This is a genomic window from Thalassolituus sp., assembly GCF_034111725.1.
GTDB lineage: Bacteria > Pseudomonadota > Gammaproteobacteria > Pseudomonadales > Oceanobacteraceae > Thalassolituus.
The window spans coordinates 65,194-85,737 of sequence record NZ_JAWUWR010000043.1 but is presented as its reverse complement, the minus strand read 5'-3'; the positions used below and the strand labels follow the sequence as shown (position 1 = coordinate 85,737).

At 48.9% G+C, this 20,544-nt stretch carries 23 protein-coding genes; 11 read left to right on the top strand and 12 right to left on the bottom strand.

Annotated elements, in window-relative coordinates:
* Positions 1-103: 103 nt before the first annotated feature.
* Positions 104-1,009, top strand: a complete 906-nt coding sequence (gene argB / locus UXZ23_RS06625; protein WP_320819834.1) for an acetylglutamate kinase — start codon at positions 104-106, stop codon at positions 1,007-1,009.
* Between the two features lie 10 nt (positions 1,010-1,019).
* On the top strand, positions 1,020-1,634 hold the full coding sequence (gene slmA / locus UXZ23_RS06620; protein ID WP_015485395.1) for a nucleoid occlusion factor SlmA: 615 nt from the start codon (positions 1,020-1,022) through the stop codon (positions 1,632-1,634).
* 29 nt (positions 1,635-1,663) lie between these two features.
* On the opposite strand, the gene UXZ23_RS06615 is transcribed toward slmA, so the two are convergent.
* Positions 1,664-2,335: a hypothetical protein gene (locus UXZ23_RS06615; RefSeq protein WP_320819833.1), complete on the bottom strand. Its 672-nt coding sequence runs from the start codon at positions 2,333-2,335 to the stop codon at positions 1,664-1,666.
* Positions 2,335-2,982 carry an orotate phosphoribosyltransferase gene (gene pyrE, locus UXZ23_RS06610; RefSeq protein ID WP_320819848.1) on the bottom strand — a complete coding sequence of 216 codons (648 nt, stop codon included), beginning with the start codon at positions 2,980-2,982 and terminating at the stop codon, positions 2,335-2,337. Before pyrE ends, UXZ23_RS06615 begins: the two co-directional genes overlap by 1 nt.
* 124 nt (positions 2,983-3,106) lie before the next feature.
* On the opposite strand from pyrE, the gene UXZ23_RS06605 reads away from it, so the two are divergent.
* A complete protein-coding gene (locus tag UXZ23_RS06605) occupies positions 3,107-3,886 on the top strand; it encodes an exodeoxyribonuclease III (protein WP_320819832.1) in 780 nt (259 codons plus the stop codon).
* 110 nt (positions 3,887-3,996) lie between these two features.
* Here the strand turns inward: UXZ23_RS06605 and rph are convergent, their stop codons facing one another.
* Positions 3,997-4,713 carry a ribonuclease PH gene (gene rph / locus UXZ23_RS06600; RefSeq protein ID WP_320819831.1) on the bottom strand — a complete coding sequence of 239 codons (717 nt, stop codon included), beginning with the start codon at positions 4,711-4,713 and terminating at the stop codon, positions 3,997-3,999.
* A 104-nt stretch (positions 4,714-4,817) separates the two neighbouring features.
* On the opposite strand from rph, the gene UXZ23_RS06595 reads away from it, so the two are divergent.
* The 5 genes from UXZ23_RS06595 to UXZ23_RS06575 all read left to right on the top strand — a co-directional run bounded on the left by UXZ23_RS06595 (position 4,818) and on the right by UXZ23_RS06575 (position 9,331).
* Positions 4,818-5,711 (top strand): YicC/YloC family endoribonuclease, encoded by an 894-nt coding sequence (locus UXZ23_RS06595; RefSeq protein WP_320819830.1) that lies wholly within the window; start codon positions 4,818-4,820, stop codon positions 5,709-5,711.
* A 152-nt stretch (positions 5,712-5,863) separates the two neighbouring features.
* Complete coding sequence (gene gmk / locus UXZ23_RS06590) at positions 5,864-6,487, top strand: guanylate kinase (protein ID WP_320819829.1); 624 nt, start codon at positions 5,864-5,866, stop codon at positions 6,485-6,487.
* A gap of 91 nt (positions 6,488-6,578) precedes the next feature.
* Positions 6,579-6,812, top strand: coding sequence for a DNA-directed RNA polymerase subunit omega (rpoZ, locus tag UXZ23_RS06585; RefSeq protein WP_015485369.1), 234 nt, complete (start codon positions 6,579-6,581; stop codon positions 6,810-6,812).
* A gap of 11 nt (positions 6,813-6,823) precedes the next feature.
* Positions 6,824-8,938 carry a bifunctional GTP diphosphokinase/guanosine-3',5'-bis pyrophosphate 3'-pyrophosphohydrolase gene (gene spoT, locus UXZ23_RS06580; RefSeq protein WP_320819828.1) on the top strand — a complete coding sequence of 705 codons (2,115 nt, stop codon included), beginning with the start codon at positions 6,824-6,826 and terminating at the stop codon, positions 8,936-8,938.
* A gap of 9 nt (positions 8,939-8,947) precedes the next feature.
* On the top strand, positions 8,948-9,331 hold the full coding sequence (locus UXZ23_RS06575; RefSeq protein WP_320819827.1) for a RidA family protein: 384 nt from the start codon (positions 8,948-8,950) through the stop codon (positions 9,329-9,331).
* Between the two features lie 67 nt (positions 9,332-9,398).
* Here the strand turns inward: UXZ23_RS06575 and UXZ23_RS06570 are convergent, their stop codons facing one another.
* On the bottom strand, positions 9,399-9,779 hold the full coding sequence (locus UXZ23_RS06570; RefSeq protein WP_320819826.1) for a hypothetical protein: 381 nt from the start codon (positions 9,777-9,779) through the stop codon (positions 9,399-9,401).
* A gap of 191 nt (positions 9,780-9,970) precedes the next feature.
* Positions 9,971-10,822 (bottom strand): NAD-dependent epimerase/dehydratase family protein, encoded by an 852-nt coding sequence (locus UXZ23_RS06565; RefSeq protein ID WP_320819825.1) that lies wholly within the window; start codon positions 10,820-10,822, stop codon positions 9,971-9,973.
* A 145-nt stretch (positions 10,823-10,967) separates the two neighbouring features.
* Here UXZ23_RS06565 and UXZ23_RS06560 point away from each other — a divergent pair, with 145 nt between their 5' ends.
* From UXZ23_RS06560 to UXZ23_RS06550, 3 genes are all read left to right on the top strand, one after another.
* Entirely contained in the window at positions 10,968-11,867 is a 900-nt protein-coding gene (locus UXZ23_RS06560; RefSeq protein ID WP_320819824.1) for a hydrogen peroxide-inducible genes activator, read from the top strand.
* Between the two features lie 23 nt (positions 11,868-11,890).
* Entirely contained in the window at positions 11,891-13,969 is a 2,079-nt protein-coding gene (gene recG / locus UXZ23_RS06555; RefSeq protein ID WP_320819823.1) for an ATP-dependent DNA helicase RecG, read from the top strand.
* Between the two features lie 78 nt (positions 13,970-14,047).
* Positions 14,048-15,451: an aminoacyl-tRNA deacylase and HDOD domain-containing protein gene (locus UXZ23_RS06550; RefSeq protein ID WP_320819822.1), complete on the top strand. Its 1,404-nt coding sequence runs from the start codon at positions 14,048-14,050 to the stop codon at positions 15,449-15,451.
* Between the two features lie 59 nt (positions 15,452-15,510).
* Here the strand turns inward: UXZ23_RS06550 and UXZ23_RS06545 are convergent, their stop codons facing one another.
* From UXZ23_RS06545 to UXZ23_RS06515, 7 genes are all read right to left on the bottom strand, one after another.
* Positions 15,511-16,302 carry a hypothetical protein gene (locus UXZ23_RS06545; protein ID WP_320819821.1) on the bottom strand — a complete coding sequence of 264 codons (792 nt, stop codon included), beginning with the start codon at positions 16,300-16,302 and terminating at the stop codon, positions 15,511-15,513.
* Positions 16,303-16,316: 14 nt separating this feature from the next.
* Complete coding sequence (locus tag UXZ23_RS06540; RefSeq protein ID WP_015485360.1) at positions 16,317-17,588, bottom strand: dicarboxylate/amino acid:cation symporter; 1,272 nt, start codon at positions 17,586-17,588, stop codon at positions 16,317-16,319.
* 29 nt (positions 17,589-17,617) lie between these two features.
* Positions 17,618-17,986 (bottom strand): helicase, encoded by a 369-nt coding sequence (locus UXZ23_RS06535; RefSeq protein ID WP_320819820.1) that lies wholly within the window; start codon positions 17,984-17,986, stop codon positions 17,618-17,620.
* Between the two features lie 21 nt (positions 17,987-18,007).
* Positions 18,008-18,535 (bottom strand): DUF1415 domain-containing protein, encoded by a 528-nt coding sequence (locus tag UXZ23_RS06530; protein WP_320819847.1) that lies wholly within the window; start codon positions 18,533-18,535, stop codon positions 18,008-18,010.
* A gap of 20 nt (positions 18,536-18,555) precedes the next feature.
* Positions 18,556-18,828 (bottom strand): HU family DNA-binding protein, encoded by a 273-nt coding sequence (locus UXZ23_RS06525; RefSeq protein WP_320819819.1) that lies wholly within the window; start codon positions 18,826-18,828, stop codon positions 18,556-18,558.
* Positions 18,829-18,885: 57 nt separating this feature from the next.
* A complete protein-coding gene (locus UXZ23_RS06520) occupies positions 18,886-20,043 on the bottom strand; it encodes an FAD-dependent oxidoreductase (protein WP_320819818.1) in 1,158 nt (385 codons plus the stop codon).
* A 93-nt stretch (positions 20,044-20,136) separates the two neighbouring features.
* On the bottom strand, positions 20,137-20,301 hold the full coding sequence (locus tag UXZ23_RS06515) for a rubredoxin (protein ID WP_015485355.1): 165 nt from the start codon (positions 20,299-20,301) through the stop codon (positions 20,137-20,139).
* Positions 20,302-20,544 lie beyond the last annotated feature (243 nt).

Here is a 20,544-nt window from a genome sequence, read left to right as displayed (position 1 = left end):
GGTTGGCGAGGTGTGAGTAGATCACGCTATAATGCCCACCATTCTTTTTAAGGCCAGCTTACTGGCCTTAATATTTTGGTATCTGTTCTGAAGGAGCAACTCCATGCCGTTATCGCGTGACAGCGCTATGAATACCGCCAATGTTCTAAGTGCAGCACTGCCTTATTTGCAGCGCTTTGTGGGTAAAACCATCGTGGTTAAGTACGGCGGTAACGCCATGACCGACGAAACCCTCAAAAACTCATTCGCGCGCGACATGGGCATGCTCAAGGTGGTTGGCATTAACCCTATCGTGGTTCATGGTGGCGGCCCCCAAATTGGCGACTTGCTAACCAAACTGAACATTCAAAGCGAATTCGTTAACGGCATGCGCGTCACCACCAGCGAAACCATGGACGTCGTTGAAATGGTGCTCGGCGGCCTAGTGAACAAAAGCATCGTCAACCTCATTAACCAAAACGGCGGCAAAGCCATTGGTTTAACAGGTAAAGACGGCCAGCTGCTGCATGCACGCAAATTACACGTCACCAAAAGCAGCCCTGACATGTTAAAAACCGAAATCATTGATATCGGCCATGTCGGTGAAGTTGCCAGCATCAATACCTCGGTATTGGACATGCTGACTAATTCTGATTTTATTCCTGTGATCGCACCGATTGGTGTCGGCGAAGACGGCGAGTCATATAACATCAACGCCGATTTAGTGGCTGGTAAAGTTGCGGAAGTATTGCGTGCTGAAAAGTTGATTTTACTGACCAACATCGCTGGTTTAATGGATAAAGAAGGCAAGGTATTAACGGGGTTATCAACCAAGCAAGTCGATGATCTGATTGCCGATGGCACTATCTACGGTGGTATGCTGCCGAAAATTCAATGTGCTTTGGATGCAGTACATGCGGGCGTTAACAGCGCGCATATTATCGACGGCCGAGTGGCTCATTCAACCTTGCTTGAACTCTTTACCGACGAAGGTGTGGGCACACTCATCACCAATCGTCGTAACGCGTAACGGGGTCTGAATGTCAGATAATTCTGAACAGATCTCACGCCGCGATCAGATATTGCAAGCGCTCGCCCAGATGCTAGAGAGCAATCCGGGCGCTCGTATCACAACGGCGAGCTTAGCTAAGGCGGTGGGCGTATCAGAAGCGGCCTTGTATCGTCACTTCCCGAGCAAAGCAAAAATGTTTGAAGGGCTTATCGCTTTCATTGAGGACGCGGTATTCTCTCGAATCACCCGTATCCTGCAGGATTTCGAACTCGCCGACGAACGTTGCGAACGCACTCTGACGTTAGTACTCACCTTTGCCGAAAAGAACCCGGGCATGTGTCGCTTACTCTCGGGTGATGCCTTAGCTGGGGAAACTGAACGTCTACGCCAGCGCATCCAACAATTCTTCGAACGCATTGAAACTCAGCTGAAGCAAATTTTGCGTGAAGCGGAAATGCGGGAGAAGAAAGTGCCGGTACAAACCGCCAGCGCGGAGGCAAACTTACTCACGGCCGTCATCGAAGGGCGAATTCGCCAATATGTGCGCAGCGAGTTCAAAGAGCTTCCAACTCAGTATTGGAACGAACAATGGGCTCTACTGAGCCCAACGTTACTGCGTGATAAGGATTTAGGCGGCCTCTAGCGTCTACATCCCGTTGAAGCCGCTAACCGTTAATTCTGTAGCGGCGGCAATCGTGCAGGATCTACATCTTCTGGCAAGGTACCTAACTCGTACACTTGCAGTATGCGCAACCGCTCACGCTGCTTTTGGAACTGAATTTTACTGTCATCCAGTTCTTTACGGCGCATATCAATATTCTTCTGCGCGTCGCGAACGCCATTTTCCAACTGTACGATTTCTAATCGCATATCGGCGGGGACTTCTTGACCGCGACGTTCAACGTTTGCCGCTTTTTCTTGCGCCTTCGTTAACTTCTCTTCAAGGTCAGAGATGCGACGAAACTGCAGTTCGATATACGAGCCAATCTCGTCGGCTTTACGCGTTTGCGCTCGATCAACATCCCCCGGTTGGGCGTACAACCGCTTCAAATCAGCATCTTTATTACGCAATTCTGCATGACGACGTTCACGATCCAAGCGAAGCGCTTCTGCACGTTCAGTCGCCGCACGCTCTTCCGCGGTTGGTGCTCGTGGAACCACGCGTTCAACCATCCCGCGGCTATTAAGAACTTCGTAACCCAAAGGCGCTAAATCTGGCGGTACGTTATCTTTCACAACGACATGACCATCGACCTTAAATCGATACATCTTCATACCGGCTTCAGCAGCCATCGGTAGGCTAATCAAAGCCGCCGATAGCATCCAGACTAATCGCGTTGACATTACTTCACTCCGTATTGATCTCGATACGCGCTAATAGCATCAGCATACTGCGCGAGTTCAGGTTGCGTGGCTACATAATCCAACACCTGATTCAAACCGACAATACTGACAACCTTCATATCAAAATCACGTTCCACTTCTTGAATCGCAGACAGCGCTCCCTGCCCTTTTTCTTGACGATCTAGGGCGATCAGTGTAGCCGCTGGCGTTGCGCCATCGGCGGCGGCAATCATTGCCATTACTTCACGAATTGCCGTCCCTGCCGTGATCACATCGTCTACAATCAGTACACGGCCCATTAATGGTGCACCCACTAAGTTGCCACCCTCACCGTGGGTTTTGGCTTCTTTGCGGTTAAAGACGTACGGCACATCTTTTTGATATTGATCTGCTAGTGCTATCGTCAATGCAGCCGACAATGGAATACCTTTGTACGCAGGACCGAATACCACATCGTATTCAACGCCGGAATCCTCTAGCGCTGCGGCATAAAAACGGCCAAGCTTGGCCAAAGCTACACCGCTATTGAACAAACCAGCATTAAAAAAATAAGGACTAATGCGCCCAGACTTCAATGTGAACTCACCAAACTTGAGAACACCTTGCTGAATGGCAAATTCGATGAATTCTTTTTGATACGGCTGCATAACAAGTCCTAGATATGATTGGTCGTGCGGGTGGAACAGAATAAAATGCTGACAAATGTCACCAGATTTACCCGCTTTAATAAGGATGCGGTATGATACACGCTTCATCAGTTGGGAACCATGTATGAGGATTATCAGCTTGCACGTTGACGGCCTAGAACAGGCGGTCAAAAAGGGGCTTTATACTTGGCTTGAGACCGCCGACGTAGACGTCGTTGCGATTCAAAATCTTAAGGCCAAAGAGTATCAGTTATCCGACGACGTGGTGTATCCGAAGGGCTTTAACGCCTACTTCTTTGATGCTGAAGCCGACGGCTACTCGGGCGTAGCATTACTGACTCGCGAAGTACCAAAGGCCATCATGACGGGCATTGGCGACTCGCGCTGGGACTTACAAGGTCGCTTTATCCAAGCCGACTTCGAGCACGTGAGCGTAGGCTCAGTGTTGTTTCCAGCCGTCGATCAATACAACACATTGGAAGACAAGCTCGCCTTCCAGCAGGCCTTTTTAGCGCATTTAGAGAAAACTCGACGTAAACGTCGTGAGTTCATTTTTTGTGGCAACTTTGAAGCCGCCCACAAAACCGTCGATCTCAGCGACTGGCAAGGTGCTAACGACACGCCTGGGTTTTTACCGAAAGAGCGCGCATGGTTCGACCAGATCTTTGGGCCGGTGGGCTATGCCGATGCCTTCCGCGAAGCTAACTTTGGTGAAAACCAATTTACTTGGTGGCCAGACGAAGACAGTGCTCGCCGCAATCAAAACGGCTGGCGCAAAGACATGCAAATTTGTACGCCGAATGTGCGCCAGTTTGTGGTCGAAGCACGCATCGAGAAAAACCTTAACTTTGGCCAACATGCGGCGGTGTTAATTGAGTACGAATTCGACGATGAAGAAGAGTAATTCAACGTTTAATTAAGCTCGATGCCCAAAAGAAGTAATACGTAATAAAAAAGGAGGCCGCGCTGGCCTCCTTTTTTTATTCAGAATGTTATTAATTCTGCTCTTTGTTCTTAGGCTTCAAGTGCCGCTTTTTGAATTTGCGCCAACTCGCCAACCGCCTTTTGTGCTAACGCCAACATAGCGCTTAACTCATCAGGGGTGAACGGCTCAGCTTCTGCTGTACCTTGAATTTCAACATAGCCGCCACTGGCCGTCATGATGACATTCAAATCTGTTTCAGCTTCAGAGTCTTCAGCATAATCCAAATCGGTAACGGCGGTGCCTTTGTACATACCCACCGATACTGCAGCAATCATGTGCTTCAGTGGTTCACCTTTCACCTTACCGTTTTTCTTTAGCCACTCGATAGCATCCACCAAAGCAACGCAAGCACCTGTGATCGACGCTGTACGCGTGCCACCATCGGCCTGAATAACATCACAGTCGATATTAATCGTGTTTTCGCCAAGAGCTGTTAAATCAACCGCCGCACGCAAACTACGACCGATTAAACGGGAGATCTCAACGGTACGGCCTTGCTGCTTACCTTTTGCCGCTTCACGAATCATGCGCGAACCGGTCGAACGCGGCAGCATACCGTACTCAGCCGTTACCCAACCTTGGCCTTTTCCGCGCAAAAATGGCGGCACGGAGGTTTCAACACTGGCGGTACAAATCACTTTAGTATTACCAAACTCAACCAACACCGAGCCTTCAGCGTGCATAGTAAAATTACGGGTGATGCGAACATCGCGAAGCTGATCGACTGAACGGCCACTTGGTCTCATAGTTGGAATCCTCAAATAAATTGTCGTGCAAAGGCCGGCATTATACCGGCAAAACTGGCCGGAAATCCGTACAATGTGGCTCTAATTTCGAAAGGGAGCACTTCATGGCTTACAGCATGACCGCCTTCGCCCGCCATAGTGGTGAACATATTCAAGCCGACACCCAAAACGCCACAGGCCGATTTGTTTGGGAGGTACGATCGGTCAACAGCCGTTACCTAGAACTCCATTTTCGTCTGCCTGACGCCTTTCGCGATCTAGAGCCCTTGCTACGCGAACAACTCAAGCAACGCTTCCAACGTGGCAAAATCGAAGTATTTTTAAAATATCAGGCGCAAGAACAACAGAGCCAATTACGCGTCAACGAAGCATTGGTGCGAGACCTCAATAACGCTGCCGATCAAATCGCCGCTATTATCGGCCCCGGTAACACGCTTGATGTATTGCGCCTTATGCAATGGCCTGGTGTGCTTGATGGCCATGACGATAGCGACCCTGATAACAAAGCATTGGAGAAAACCGCGCTCAACAGTTTTGCTGAATGCCTGACCGCACTGAGCATTGCGCGCCAGCGCGAAGGGCAAGCCCTAGCCGAGCTGATTCGCCAACGCCTTGATCAAATTGATACCCACGTTGCCGCCGTCGACAAACATATGCCCGAAGCTTTGGCCGCCCAACGCCAGCAACTGCACGACAAGCTGAGTGAATTTAAAGACACACTCGACCCGCAGCGAATCGAACAAGAAATGATATTGGCCGCACAAAAAGCCGATATTGCCGAAGAAACCGACCGTCTACGCACCCACACCCATGAAGTGCGCGACATACTTAGCCGCGACGAACCCATAGGCCGTCGCCTCGACTTTATGATGCAAGAACTGAATCGCGAAGCGAACACGCTGTCATCGAAGTCCATTCGCAGCGACATCACCCGCATCGCAGTGGATTTAAAAGTATTGATCGAACAGATGCGCGAGCAAGTGCAGAATATTGAGTAATCCCAAAACTGACCTCCCACGCAAACAGCCAATCAGAGCCTAACGCCCTATATTTTAGGGAAAGCTTCGGGGATGTATTTTTGGCGAGCCTGATGGTTAAGCCGATTTTGAGATATACTTAAGCCATCTTCAGCGCAGCGATATTCATCATCATGACAAAGACATTCACAGGCACCCTGTTTATTTTTTCTGCACCGTCAGGGGCCGGTAAAACAAGCTTAGTAAAAGCCCTACTTAACTCTACCGGCTATATTGGTGTATCGGTTTCCCATACCACGCGGATGCCGCGCCCCGGCGAAGAAAATGGTAAAGACTACAACTTCGTGAGCCGCGAGAAGTTCCAAGAATTGATCGATGCCGGAGCATTTTTAGAGCACGCTCAAGTTTTTGATAATTTCTACGGAACCTCTCAAGCTTGGGTAGAGTCTGAGCTTGAAGCCGGTCGTGATGTGATTTTAGAAATCGATTGGCAAGGTGCCGAGCAAGTACGCAAGCAAATGACCGGCGCAGTCAGCGTATTTATTGCTCCTCCGTCAATTGAAGCTTTGCAACAACGCCTACAAAATCGCGGCCAAGACAGTGATGACATTATCGCTCGGCGTATGCGTGATGCCAAAAGCGAGATGAGCCACTACGGCGAATACGATTACTTGATCATCAACGATGATTTCAACAACACGGTAGAAGAGCTGCGCGCCATCATTATTGCTCGTCGCCATCGGTTAGAAGCACAGCGAATTCGCCACGCAGATACACTGAAAAACTTACTCAGCTGAACGCCATTTTGTCTGCGCCCTCTTCCTTTATTGAGGAATTCGCATACAATGTTCGGTTCTATTGAATTCATATCCGATTACAGGACCTATCATGGCACGCGTAACCGTAGAAGATTGCTTGAACAACGTTGAAAACCGCTTTGAATTGGTCATGCTAGCGTCTAAACGCGCTCGCCAGATCGCTGTTCAAGGTGCTGAACCTCTTGTCCCTGAAGAAAACGACAAGCCAACCGTTATCGCTTTGCGCGAAATCGCTGAAGACCTAGTCACGCCAACGACTATGGCCGCTCAAGAAGCAGCAGCCCGCGCGGAACGTGAGTACTAAGAGCGAGCTAAGTGCCAACCATTGATGCGTTATCGGAGCGACTTACCCAATATCTGAGCAACAGCCAGATCAAACAGGTATGTCGCGCCTATTACTACGCCGAACAGGCACATGAAGGGCAACGCCGCCGTAGCGGCGAGCCCTACATTATCCATCCATTAGCAGTTGCTAATATCCTCACCGACATGCACTTAGATCATCAAAGTTTGATGGCCGCCATGCTGCACGACGTGATCGAAGATACTGGAATTCCGAAATCTGCCCTGTCTACCCAATTTGGCGAAGTCGTCACTGACCTTGTCGATGGTGTTTCTAAGCTCACGCATATCCATTTTGAGAGCAAAGAAGAGCAGCAAGCAGAGAACTTCCAGAAGATGGCCATGGCCATGGCCAAAGACATTCGTGTGATCTTGGTTAAGTTGGCCGACCGCCTGCATAACTTGCGCACATTAGGGTCGCTCAAGCCTGAAAAACGCCGTCGTATTGCCCGCGAAACACTCGACATTTACTCCCCAATTGCCAACCGCTTAGGTTTAAATAGCATTCGGGTTGAGATGGAAGAGTTGTGTTTCGAAGCCATGTATCCGATGCGCTCGGAGTTGATTCGCAAGGCGGTTAAAGCCGCTCGCGGCCATCGTTCTGAAGTCGTCGATAATATCGCTGGAGCCGTGCGGACCCGCTTAAACGAAAGCAATATTTCAGTACGTGTGTTTGGTCGCGAAAAGCACCTGTACAGTATTTACAGTAAGATGCGCGATCAGCGCAAATCGCTAGCCGATATTATGGATGTGTACGGTTTCCGCATCGTCACAGATTCTATCGACGACTGCTACCGCACGCTTGGGGCAATGCACAGTCTGTACAAGCCGATCCCAGGTCGTTTTAAAGACTATATCGCCATCCCCAAAACCAACGGTTATCAATCATTGCACACTACCTTAATTGGCATTGGTGGCGTACCGATTGAAATTCAGATTCGCACCGAAGAAATGGAAGCGATGGCGAACCACGGTATTGCGGCACATTGGTTGTATAAATCAGAAAGCGATCAAGCCAGTGGCACTCAGCGCGCACGACAGTGGGTACAAAACCTACTTGAGTTGCAAAAGAACGCGGGCAGCCCAATCGAATTCGTTGAGCACGTAAAAGTTGATCTATTCCCAGATGAAATTTATGTGTTCACGCCAAAAGGCAAGATTTTAGAACTGCCATCCGGCTCCACTGCCATCGACTTTGCTTATGCTGTGCATACCGACGTAGGTAATCACTGTATCGCTTGTCGTATTGACCGCCAGCTTGCCCCTTTGAGTGCGCGCCTACAAAATGGTCAGACAGTGCAAATTGTTACTGCAGCCAGTGCCCAGCCAAATCCGGCGTGGCTCAACTTTGTGGTCACAGGGAAAGCGCGTTCGAATATTCGCAATTATTTGAAGAGCCAACGCCGCTCTGAATCAGTCGCTTTAGGTGAACGCCTACTTGGTAAGGCCATAGCAGCACTAGGTAAAACGATGGAAGACATCGATCAAGTGCACATCGCCCAAGTACTGAAAGAAACCAACTTAGATTCATTAGAAGACTTACTCGAAGATATTGGTTCCGGTAACCGCATGGCTCCGCTGCTAGCGCGCCGTTTATTAGTTGCTAACCGTGATACTGATATTGACCTTCATGCCATCGAAACATCACCGTTAGCCATTAAAGGTACGGAAGGTTTAGTCGTAAGTTTTGCCAAATGTTGTAGCCCAATTCCTGGCGACCCGATTGTTGGTCACGTCAGCTCTGGCCGCGGCTTAGTGATTCATACCGAAAATTGTCGTAACGTCGAAGAGCTACGTAATAACCCAGAAAAATGCGTTATTTTGAGCTGGGATAAAGATATCAGCAGCGAATTCACCGTAGACCTTAAGGTATACATGGAAAATCGCCGCGGCATTATTGTTGAAGTCGCCAGTGCGATTAACCAAGCGGATGCCAATATCGAAAAAATTAGCGTTGAAGAAAAAGACGCTCGTTTAAGTGTTACCAATCTCAAAATCAGTATTCAGGGCCGTAAGCATCTAGCCCGCACTATTCGTCGCTTGCGTACTATTCGCGGCGTGAACAAAATCGTCAGAATCAAACAATAAGGATTTCTCATGACCCGCGAGATCATTGCCACCGAAAACGCTCCAGCCGCTATCGGCACATACTCTCAAGCTGTAAAAGTCGGCAAAACCGTTTATTTGTCAGGCCAGATTCCATTAGTACCAAGCACCATGGAAATGGTTGAAGGCGACATTGAAGCGCGTATTCATCAGGTCTTTAAAAATCTAAGCGCCGTGTGTGAAGCCGCCGGTGGCTCACTGCAACAAATCGCGAAACTGAACATCTTTTTAACAGACCTCAGCAACTTTGCTACGGTAAATAAAGTGATGGCAGAATACTTTCAACAGCCATATCCAGCCCGCGCAGCGGTAGGTGTAGCGCAGTTGCCGCGTGACGCGGGCGTTGAAATGGACGGTGTGCTTGAGTTGGTATAAAGCCAAAAAGTCGATCAAGAGCAATAAAAAAGGCCTCAGTGAGGCCTTTTTTATTGCGCAAAAATCATTAATTGCAATTCATCGTGTCGCTATTAATCGTCATCGCCCAGATGCCATCAAAGGTGAACTCCCGTAATAAATCATAGCGATTCAGGTAACGGCTGCAGCCATTCCGTAGCATGATTTTCATTGCAGCAATTGATGCATCTAAAGCCTTTGGTTGCTCGGAGCTACTTGGCACGTAGCGAAAACCTATAGAGTCACCCGCTGGGATTAAATTACCTTGGGCATAATCAATCGTGCGCATCGTATCACTAATAAACACACTCACAGATTCTCCGAGGGCATTGTCGATACGAACCGTAGGGTAACGCACAGATTGATTCACCGGCACCGACGTACATGCGCTCAAACAACCAACGATTAATAGCATCCATCCGTAACGCATGATTTCTAGCCTTGCTGCTTGAGTAAGCCCTGACGGTATTATATTTTTGCAATATCGGCAATTTGTTATCACCTCAACTTGAGGCGCAGGCCAACTGTAAAAAATGACCCCAACGCTTTTAAACAATTGCTACTGAGCTTCCAATAAAAAGCACCAGCCAATGGCCGCTGTTTTTTAGCGTTTGAATGACCTTAAACCAAGCCCATATCGTTCAGCATTACATCATAGCCATCGCGGTAATTGACGAATTTAAATTCGTAACCTAAGGCTCGTAAGCGTTTATTAGAACAACGACGATTCGCACGGCGAGAGACTTCGCCAACGTCATTATCTGGATCAACTTCACCAATGCGATCCTTCATCCACTCAAGTACATCAAATAATGGAGCTGGTTCATCATCGGTTGCTAAATACAGGTTATCTAGTGTTTCACCGGCAAGGCTTTTATTAATCAATAAATTCAGTACGCCGATACAATCATCGCGATGAATACGATTAGTCCATACAGCAGGCTCTGGATCACAATAACCACCGTGGCGGGCTTGTTCGATCATGCGCGTACGACCTGGGCCATAAATTCCGGTAAAACGTACTGAAGTACTCGGAACGTTTGCAGCGTTTAGGGCTTCTTCTGCGGCTAACATCTCTTTACCAGCAAAGCTGCCTGGCTTAGTTTCTGATGTTTCGTGTACCCATTCACCATCCATTTGATGATAAACACTAGAACTAGACACAAAGATGACACGCTTAGGTGATTGGTCTTTCACTGCCTTTAAAATGTTTTTCAGGCCTTTCACGTAATAATTGTGATATCCCTCTTTCGAAAATACCGGCGATGCGACGCTATACACCACGATATCCAGCTCCGTCGGCAAATCAATTAAGGTTTCAGCATCGGCAACATCGGCGCTAATAACCGTTACGCCTTCAGCGACAGGTTTATTTGAACGGCGAATACCCCAAACATCATGCCCTTGCTGCACTAAGGTTTCAGCCAGATGACCACCGATGTCGCCAGTTCCCACTATTAGAATTCGAGCCATGCTACTCCTCCACGCTTTGGCAGTTGGCGCCCCACAGAACAAGGTGCGTCCAATGATAATTTTTTATTCTAGTCAACGGCCTTTAACCTAGCCCAAAGATAGGTAAAATAAATCAACTTTCTTGTAATCATTCAAGGTAACAATCATGACCCTGACCGAGCTTAAGTACATTATCACTCTCGCGCAGGAACATCATTTTGGACGCGCGGCAGAAAAATGCCACGTAAGCCAACCGACCTTGAGTGTGGCCATCAAAAAACTAGAACGCGAGCTTGATATTGCCATTTTCGAACGCAGTAAAAGCTCGGTTACAGTTACGCCACTCGGCGAGCGCATTATTGCCCAAGCGCAACGCGTTTTGGAAGAATCTCGCGCAATTAAAGAAATCGCGAGCTCCGGCAAAGACCAACTCACAACGCCTCTCAAGATAGGCGCCATTTTTACCATTGGCCCGTACTTGTTTCCACACCTTGTGCCGCAAATCCACCAACAAGCGCCCACTATGCCCTTGTACTTAGAAGAAAACTACACAGGCGTGCTACGTCGGCAATTACGAGATGGTGAACTTGATGCCATCATAGTGGCACTGCCCTTCACCGAAACGGATGTATTAACGCGTCCGCTATACGACGAAAACTTTGTCGTAGTGCTGCCGAAGACGCACGCATGGACCAAGCAAAAGACCATCAAGGCAGAGCAGCTCACCGATGAAGATTTGCTTATGCTTGGCGAAGGGCACTGCTTCCGCGATCAAGTATTCGAACACTGCCCTGCGCTTAATCGTAAACATCATTCACGCCTTGGCAGCGTGCTTGAGGGTAGCTCTCTCGAAACGCTCAAATACATGGTGGCTTCTGGCTTGGGGATTACTGTACTGCCGGAGTCTGCGATCAGTAATTTAGATCTTAATCTCGTTACGACACGCCCGTTCGAAAGCCCTGCGCCATTTCGTACCGTCGCCTTAGCGTGGCGCGGCAGCTTCCCACGCGGACGAGCGATCGATCTGTTGCTTAGCACCGCGGCACAATGCCGTATTAAACACTAAGCTGTCGATGGCTAAGCCTATTTATGTCTAAGTTAAGCAAACTCACCGAGCTCAAGGGCGTTGGTCCTAAGCTCGCTGAGCAGTTGCATAAACTGCACATTCACACCCTGGCCGATTTGTTTTTCCACTTACCCTTTCGCTATGAAGATCGCAGTCGTATAACACCGATTGGCGCTTTACAGCCTATGTCGCCTTCGGTGTTTCAGGGTGAGGTCCGTGGTGCCAATATCCTGTTCGGTAAACGCCGGAGTTTATTAGTAAAACTGCAAGATCAAAGTGGTACCGTGAGTCTGCGTTTTTATCATTTCAACGCCGCGCAAAAGAATCAAATGGCGGTAGGTGCAACATTACGTTGCTATGGTGAACCGCGACGCGGAGCCAGTGGCTTAGAGATTTATCACCCTGAATACTCGGTGGTGCGCGACGACGATCCCCCCGAACTGGAAGCCAAACTAACGCCCGTCTACCCAGCAACCGATGGCATTAGCCAGCAACGACTACGATTACTGCACGAACAAGCAACTGAGCTACTCGCGCAGCAAGAGGTCGATCTGCCTGATCTATTACCCGCCGATTGGTTACACCATTGGCGTTTACCAACATTAAGCCAAGCCTTGCTGTTCTTGCATCAACCACCTAGTGGCACGGATTTAAACCGCCTCATGCTCGGACTGCATCCGGCACAAAAACGCCTGATTTTAGAAGAACTATTGGCCCACCAGTTATCGCTGCATAAGTTGCGTGCTCAGGTACAAGCGGATCAGGCGCCAGCGGTCATTAGTCAGCATACCTTACGCAATAAACTGCTGGCTGCTTTACCCTTCAAACCGACCAATGCACAACAACGGGTGACCGCTGAGATCACCGCAGATCTCGAAAACCCCTACCCTATGCTGCGCTTAGTGCAAGGTGATGTTGGCTCTGGCAAGACCTTAGTGGCCGCACTTGCTGCGTGCGACTTGCTCGAAGCCGGATATCAGGTTGCGCTCATGGCACCCACCGAGATCTTAGCCGAGCAACATCTGCAAAACTTAACTGGGTGGTTTGAACCGTTAGGCATTCAGGTTGGCTGGTTGGCGGGCAAGATTAAAGGCAAAGCACGCATCCAAGCCCAAGAGGCCATTGCTGATGGCAGCGCGCAGCTAGTGATTGGTACTCATGCCTTATTTCAAGACGATGTGCACTTCTCCCGCCTTGGCTTAGTCATTATCGATGAGCAGCATCGCTTTGGTGTCCATCAGCGCTTAGCTCTACGCGAAAAAGGCGCCCATTTAAATATCGCACCGCATCAGCTCATTATGACCGCCACGCCTATTCCTCGAACGCTGGCCATGAGCGCATACGCGGATCTAGACACATCCATTATTGACGAGTTGCCGCCCGGCCGTAGCCCAATCACGACAGTCGCGATATCGGATCAGCGTCGGCCTGAAGTCATTGAGCGGGTCAATAATGCTTGTGCCGAAGGTGCTCAAGCGTATTGGGTCTGTACACTGATCGAAGAGAGCGAAACCCTGCAATGCCAAGCGGCAGAAAATACCGCCGCCGAACTACGTGAAGCTTTACCCCATCTGCGCATCGGGCTGGTACATGGACGCATGAAACCGAAAGAAAAAGCCGATGTGATGGCCAGCTTTAAGGCGCATGAGTTAGATCTACTGGTCGCGACGACTGTCATTGAGGTCGGTGTGGACGTGCCTAACGCCAGCCTTATGATTATCGAAAACCCTGAGCGGCTGGGCTTGGCGCAACTGCATCAATTGCGCGGGCGAGTGGGTCGTGGCAGCGCGCGCAGCCATTGTGTGTTGTTGTATAAAAATCCACTATCGTTCACCAGTAAGCAGCGCATTCAGGTGTTACGCGATAGCCAGGATGGCTTTTATATTGCCGAACAAGACCTACAAATTCGCGGCCCAGGTGAGATGCTTGGTACTCGCCAAACGGGATTACAAATGCTGCGCGTTGCCGATCTCATGCGCGATGCAGAGCTACTACCACAAGTGCAAACCATGGCAGAACAGCTTTGGTATCAACTACCACACGCCGTTGAGCCCTTGATTCAACGCTGGCTCGGAGACGCTGAACGTTTCGCCTCTGTTTGATCGCTAATTTCCCACCAAGTAACAAATCCTCGACTATAGTTAGATTCACGATTTAACTTAACTGTAAGGACTCCCTCTATGTCCGCCATACCCGCAGCGGTGCTAAAAGTGCTGGACGACTGGAGCATCACCTACAGTCATACCGACGACCAGGAACTGTTCGAAATTATGCAAAGCAATCCTCCAGCGTCATATTCATCCAAGGTCGCTAACGTTGTGTTCTTGAAAGATGATCTGGGCAAAATTCAGGTCGTTATTCCTGGCAACCGTATGCTCGATCTTAGCCAACTGTCGTTAGCGTTTGGCCGCCAATTTATTGCACTCACTCAAAAAGAGCTGGATCGCATAAAAGAGCAGTACGGTCTTGATGAAATGCCCGCGCTACCGCAAGTAACCTCATTAGAAAGCATGGTCGACGAGGCCTTGTTGAAACAAGATGAGTTGTTCATTGTTTCGGGTGCCAGTCATGAATGGCTGAAGTTACCCATGGACCAATTCAAGGCACTAACCACCAGCTCACATATCGGTTGCTACACCGCACCTTTACAGCCAGAAGTACTAGACAACAATGCCGAGCAAGACCTCGATGATGTGAACTCGGCGATTCGCCAATTTACTCCTAAGCGCATTCGCCAGCGCTTGGAAGAGACTCTCGATTTACCACCGCTGCCAGAAACCGCGCGGCGCATTATTGAGCTAAGAGTCGATCCTAATGCCGACACCCAGTCGCTTTCCCACACAGTGGAATTAGACCCAGGCATGTCAGCGCAAGTCATTAGCTGGGCTCGTTCACCCTACTACGGTGTTCGTGGCGAAGTGAAAACGGTTGAAGAAGCCGTTATTCGTGTACTTGGATTTGATCTTGTCATTAACTTAGCACTAGGACTGGCTCTCGGGCGCACACTGGCGGTGCCGAAAGAGGGCCCACATGGCTATGCGCCCTTCTGGCAGCAAGCCATTGTTACGGCTACTTTGTGTGGCGAACTGGTGCGCCGCATGCCGGCAAAGGGTCGGCCCAGCCAAGGTTTAGCCTATTTATGTGGCTTGTTGCATAACTTCGGTTTCTTAATTTTAGGGCAAGTATTCCCACCGCAGTTTTCACTAGTGAATCGCCATATCGAAGCGAATCCGCACATCAACCGATTTTATGTTGAACGGTATTTACTCGGCATGACGCGCGAACAGTGCGCCGCTTGTTTAATGCAACAATGGCAAATGCCAGAAGAACTAGTAACCGCGATTCGCCAGCACCATAACCCTAAATACGATGGTGAACATGCTATGTATGCCAACATACTCTATGTAGCAATTCGAAGCCTTCGACGTCACGGCTTTGGTGATGGCCCATTTGAACAAGCGCCAATCGCTATGCTCGATGACATTAATCTCAGCGAAGAAGCCGTCGATGAGGTCACTCAGTCAGTATTGGAACGTTTAGATGATCTTAACGAACTGGTAAGCATGCTCAATGCAGCCTCATAGTTAAGTATTCAAGAGCAAAAAAAAGCGGATAAATCATCCGCTTTTTTTATGGCTATATATCACAAAGCCTTGAGCTTAGGTTCTAACTGCCGCAGCCATCGTTGCAGCGCGGGCGTCTGCCACTGAGTAATTAATTCTCGTAATTGCTCATTACTAGTATGGCGGTGCACGTAAAACAAAAATTCACGAGTCTGAGTTTGCGTATTAGCCGCCCAATTTGCTGCGGGTTGCCAATCTTTTAAATGTTCCCGCAACACGGGATAAGCTGCATTACGAGCAAGTACCATCATGGATGAAAAATGCTGCGCCTCATCCAACTGTGAAATCAAGTCAGATCGAGATACCGCTGGCGCTTGGCCGCGTAAACGCGACATATAATCACGAAACTCGGCACTGCTTTGCGAGGCAATCGCTTCCAACTCAAGAGTACGTGCACGCTCAACAGATGGCGCCGCTAAAGCGGTAAGAATTTCTTGCTGATGCAGATCACTCAGCACTTCAAATTCACTTCGCAATACGCGCTGCACATTCAACGGAGCCCAACGTTGAGCTAGACTGCCAGCGACATCATATTGACGACCAATGGGAACGGCACGCAGATTCAGTACCTGTTGCGCGACGTTACGCACTTGCTCGGCAAGACCATTCAATCCTGAAAGACGAATCGCATCGCCTGCAAGATCAATCGTCTCTAAAGGCGTCTCGATACCCTCGTTAACCGCGAGTGCCGATGATGAATTTGCCGGATAAAACGTTGGCGCAGCGGATTGCACTGGCTCTATGGCAAAAACACCGACGGACATCAGCAATCCACTCAACATGCCGACCGCCCGACTATGTACTACTGGCATAACCCTACCTTAAATTATGAAGAAGCCTGCTGGTCATAATAGCAGGCTTCATCGAGAGCACCTTCACTGCGCGCCACCACAACTGACACCATCGCATCACCCGTCACATTAACTGCGGTGCGAATCATATCTAACAAGCGATCGACGCCAATAATCAAAGCAATACCTTCAACCGGCAAGCCAACTTGCTGCAAAACCAAAGCAAGAGTCACTAAGCCTACTCCGGGCACACCCGCAGTACCGATAGAGGCTAATGTCGCGGTCACAATGACCATGACAAAATTGCCTATGGTGAGTTCTAAACCAAAGGCTTGAGAAATAAAAACGGTCGCAACGCCCTGCATGATGGCCGTACCGTCCATGTTAATGGTGGCCCCCATCGGTAGGGCGAACGATGCCACCCGCTTTTGCACGCCTAAGCCCTCTTCCACAGTTTTCATCGTTACCGGTAAGGTCGCATTACTCGACGCGGTACTGAAGGCGAACAATTGCACGTGACTCATTTTGGCGAGAAAGACAAAGGGAGAAAGTCCAGTAAAGACGCGTAAAATAAGCGGATAAACGATCAGGCCATGAATAAGCAATACAGCAATCACGGTCAGCATATAGACTGCGAGATCGCTGATAGCGCCCAAACCTTGTTTGGCAAATAACACAAATAACAAGCTGAACACACCGTACGGCGCGAACTTCATGAGCAGTGAAATCAAGGTCATTAAAATCTCATTCCAGTCGTTAAACTGGTGGCCTATTCGCTCCCCTGCAACCCCACTACGACCAATAGCCAAGCCAATAAGCAATGCAAAAACAATGACTTGTAGCATATTGCCATCAACCATCGCCTTGAATGGATTGGTTGGGAAAATATTTACCAGTACATCCAGCAGAGGCATAGCGGCAGGCGGTGAGAACGTTGTCTCGGTAACTAAATCGATACCCTTGCCCGGGCCAACTAGCGTCGCCATCGTCAGAGCAATGGTAATCGCAATCGCTGTCGTGGCCAGATAGAGAAGGATAGTTTTAAGGCTCAGCCAGCCAAGCGTGCTCTGATCTCTCAAGTGGCAAACACCGCAGACAAGCGACACAAAAACCAACGGAACAACCAGTAACTTTAAGCTAGCAACGAAGATCTTACCCGCGAGTGCAAAAACACCGCCTAATAAAACATCATCTAGAACATAGCGCAGAGGCTCGTAGAGGTTGGGCATCGCCAGCAATTGCTGGGCTAGCCCACCAAGGAGTATCGCCGCGACCATCGCCAGCAGAATCTGCTTTGTGAGTGTCATCGCTCGATCTCCTTCGGGGTAGAATGAATTTACTTACTTGGCTTTAAGTATTTACTAATACCTTGGAACCACATAACAAGCGATAGATCGCCGCTAATAACCACATCTTTATCCTGAATGGCTTTCATAAACGCATTCGGATTCTTAGATGTTAAAACTTTCAAACCGATATCCGCATCGCGAAACGCTATGGTAAATGCTGGCAACTTATGGGCTTTGCCTTTACTGCGAATCGTATTGTTCAGCACTCGGTATTGGCGAACAACTGCACCGTCGACTGTTTGTAATTGAAAGGCAAAATCCTTACCTTCCAATTGTTGTTGGAAGTCTGGATTTTTCTTAGCAGCCTTCTTCATTAGCAGTGCGAGTGCCCAGAGTAACAGGCGAAACTTGATCATGACAAACGATCCTCAGGAATGTTAAGGGCGTGATTTTGCCAGACTTGGCACGATTTGTAACAGTCCTTCTACACCAATACGTCGCAAATGTTGACGATTACGTTCGGGAATACGCTCTGGATGGCTAACTTGCAACAAGGCGGCTTCAATATCAACCTCGCGAATCAAGTGCAACATAGGGTAAGGCGAGCGATTGCTGTAGTGGCTAGCGTCATCTTCATCTTCACCTTCAAACAAATATTGAGGGTGAAACGTAGCCAATTGAATAAGGCCCTCGTACCGCATTTGGGCTAACAAATTATCGCAAATAGCCGTCCAATTCCAATATTCATCGAAATCAGCAAACACATTGGGCATAACAAAAAGAGCGGTGGGCAGCTCTGCGGGTTCAGCTTCCGCAACTCGTTGCAATAAATCCATAAACGCACCGGTAACATCACCGGCATCAGAGGAATCGCAAACTTCAATTAAGAGGGAGTCGAAAACGGGACGGGCAAAGGGGCAAAGCCCCTCGCCAATCACCATGAGACTGACCCACTCACGGGTCAGCCCTTGGGGAGTATTCGTGCTTATTGCACGATCTCCTTCAAACCTTTACCAGGCTTGAACGCAGGCACTTTAGCAGCCGCAATCGTGATAGGAGCACCAGTCTGTGGGTTTTTACCCTGACGCTCTGCACGGTTACGAACTTCAAATGTACCAAAACCAATCAAAGTAACAGAATCGCCTTCGCCTAATGCTTTAGCAATTTGATCGGTCACAACATTCAGTACTTCAGCTGCTTTTTCTTTAGTTAGATCCGCTTTTTCAGCGATGGCAGCTGCCAGTTCTGGTTTACGCATAATGCTTATCCTTATCTATTTTTTATTCATCCCGTAGGACGACGAAACAGTCGAAGCTTACGGCATGATTGCCGGAAGTTCTTTGTTGAGTGCTACTTTATTCATTACCTTGGCTCCGGTCAAAGCGTAACCCAGTAAATCTCCCGCTTCGTTGCGGAATTCAGCTTGGACATCGGCACCTTCTCGCTCAATAATCCAACGACCTGCGCTGTCTGGCGCTGCCGGAGAGACCACGACAGGGACGACTGGAGTTTTTACCATTACCGGCATCACACCATAGCTTACTTCCGTTGGCGTCCCCGTTAAGGTCTTCGCTAGTGCTCGAGCACCAGCCATTAATGGCAATACATAAAGCAGCACGCGACCTTCAACTTCGGCACAGTCACCTAGGGTATATACATCCGCTTCGCTGGTTTGCAGTAAACGGTCGGCAACAATACCGTGGTTTACTTGAATACCAGCTTTAACGGCTAAATCTAAACGCGGACGCAAGCCAATAGCAGAAACAACAGCATCAGCGGCAACGGTAGTACCATTGCTCAAGTGAGCGACGACACCTTCGCCATCGCGATTAATACGAGTAACCAGCGGGCCTAAATGGAATTTAACGCCCAGACCTTCCAGACCTTCCTGCACAGCGTGAGCAGCTTCCGTAGGCAGTAACGTTGGCAGTATGTGCTCACATGGTGCAACCACTTCGACCTCAAAACCACCGTTAACCATATCATTGGCAAATTCGCAGCCAATCAAGCCTGCGCCCATGACCAAAACACGCTTTTTACCATCAACAATCGCACGGAAGCGGGCATAATCTTCCAAATCATTGATAGAGAAAACACGATCAGTACCGTCACCTTCCATACGAGGACGAATCGCTTCTGCCCCCCACGCCAATACCAATTTGCTATAGCTGATCGGTTCTTCACCAACAAATACCTTGTGGTTTGCCGTGTCGATTTTAGTCACACTGGTGTGAGTTCGAATCACGATATTCAGTTGTGCAGCCATATCGGCAGCACTGCCCATCGCTAACTCGTCTGCGCTTTTATTTTTGCCAAAACCGGTCGACAACATTGGCTTAGAGTAATTGCGTCCGTCATCGGCCGTGATCATGATGATCTCCTGCTCAGGTGCCAACTTACGCAGCTCTTTGATGAGGTTATATCCCGCCAGACCGGTGCCAATTACTACGAATGGGGCTGTGCTATTACTCATAATTTTTTCCGATTTTGTTTCTCAAGGAGGCGTTAAAGTGCAGCTAAAACGCGGAGAAAGTGGCCGCAGAACGCAACCACTCGTCAATCATTTTTAGATTTCAACCATCTCAAAATCTTCTTTGCCTACACCGCAATCTGGGCAGATAAAATCAGCGGGGACGTCTTCCCAGCGCGTACCTGGTGCAATTCCTTCTTCCGGGGCGCCTTCAACTTCGTCGTAAATCCAGCCACAAACAACACATTGCCACTTTTTCATACAGGGGACCTATAAGGTAACTATCAATAAAGGCGGTAAAACTACTCATGACGGGCGATAAAATCAACGGTCTTTTCAGGGCATAGAACAATGAGATAGGCGCTTTCCTTCCGCCAATTGGCATTTAAAGACCTCTATTCAATCACCGCTCGACTGTAATAGCCGCCAGTTATCGCTAGAATGGCGCATCTTAAGAGGCACTTATTCCCAAAATCCAGGGGATCAAGCGCATCCTAGCCATTG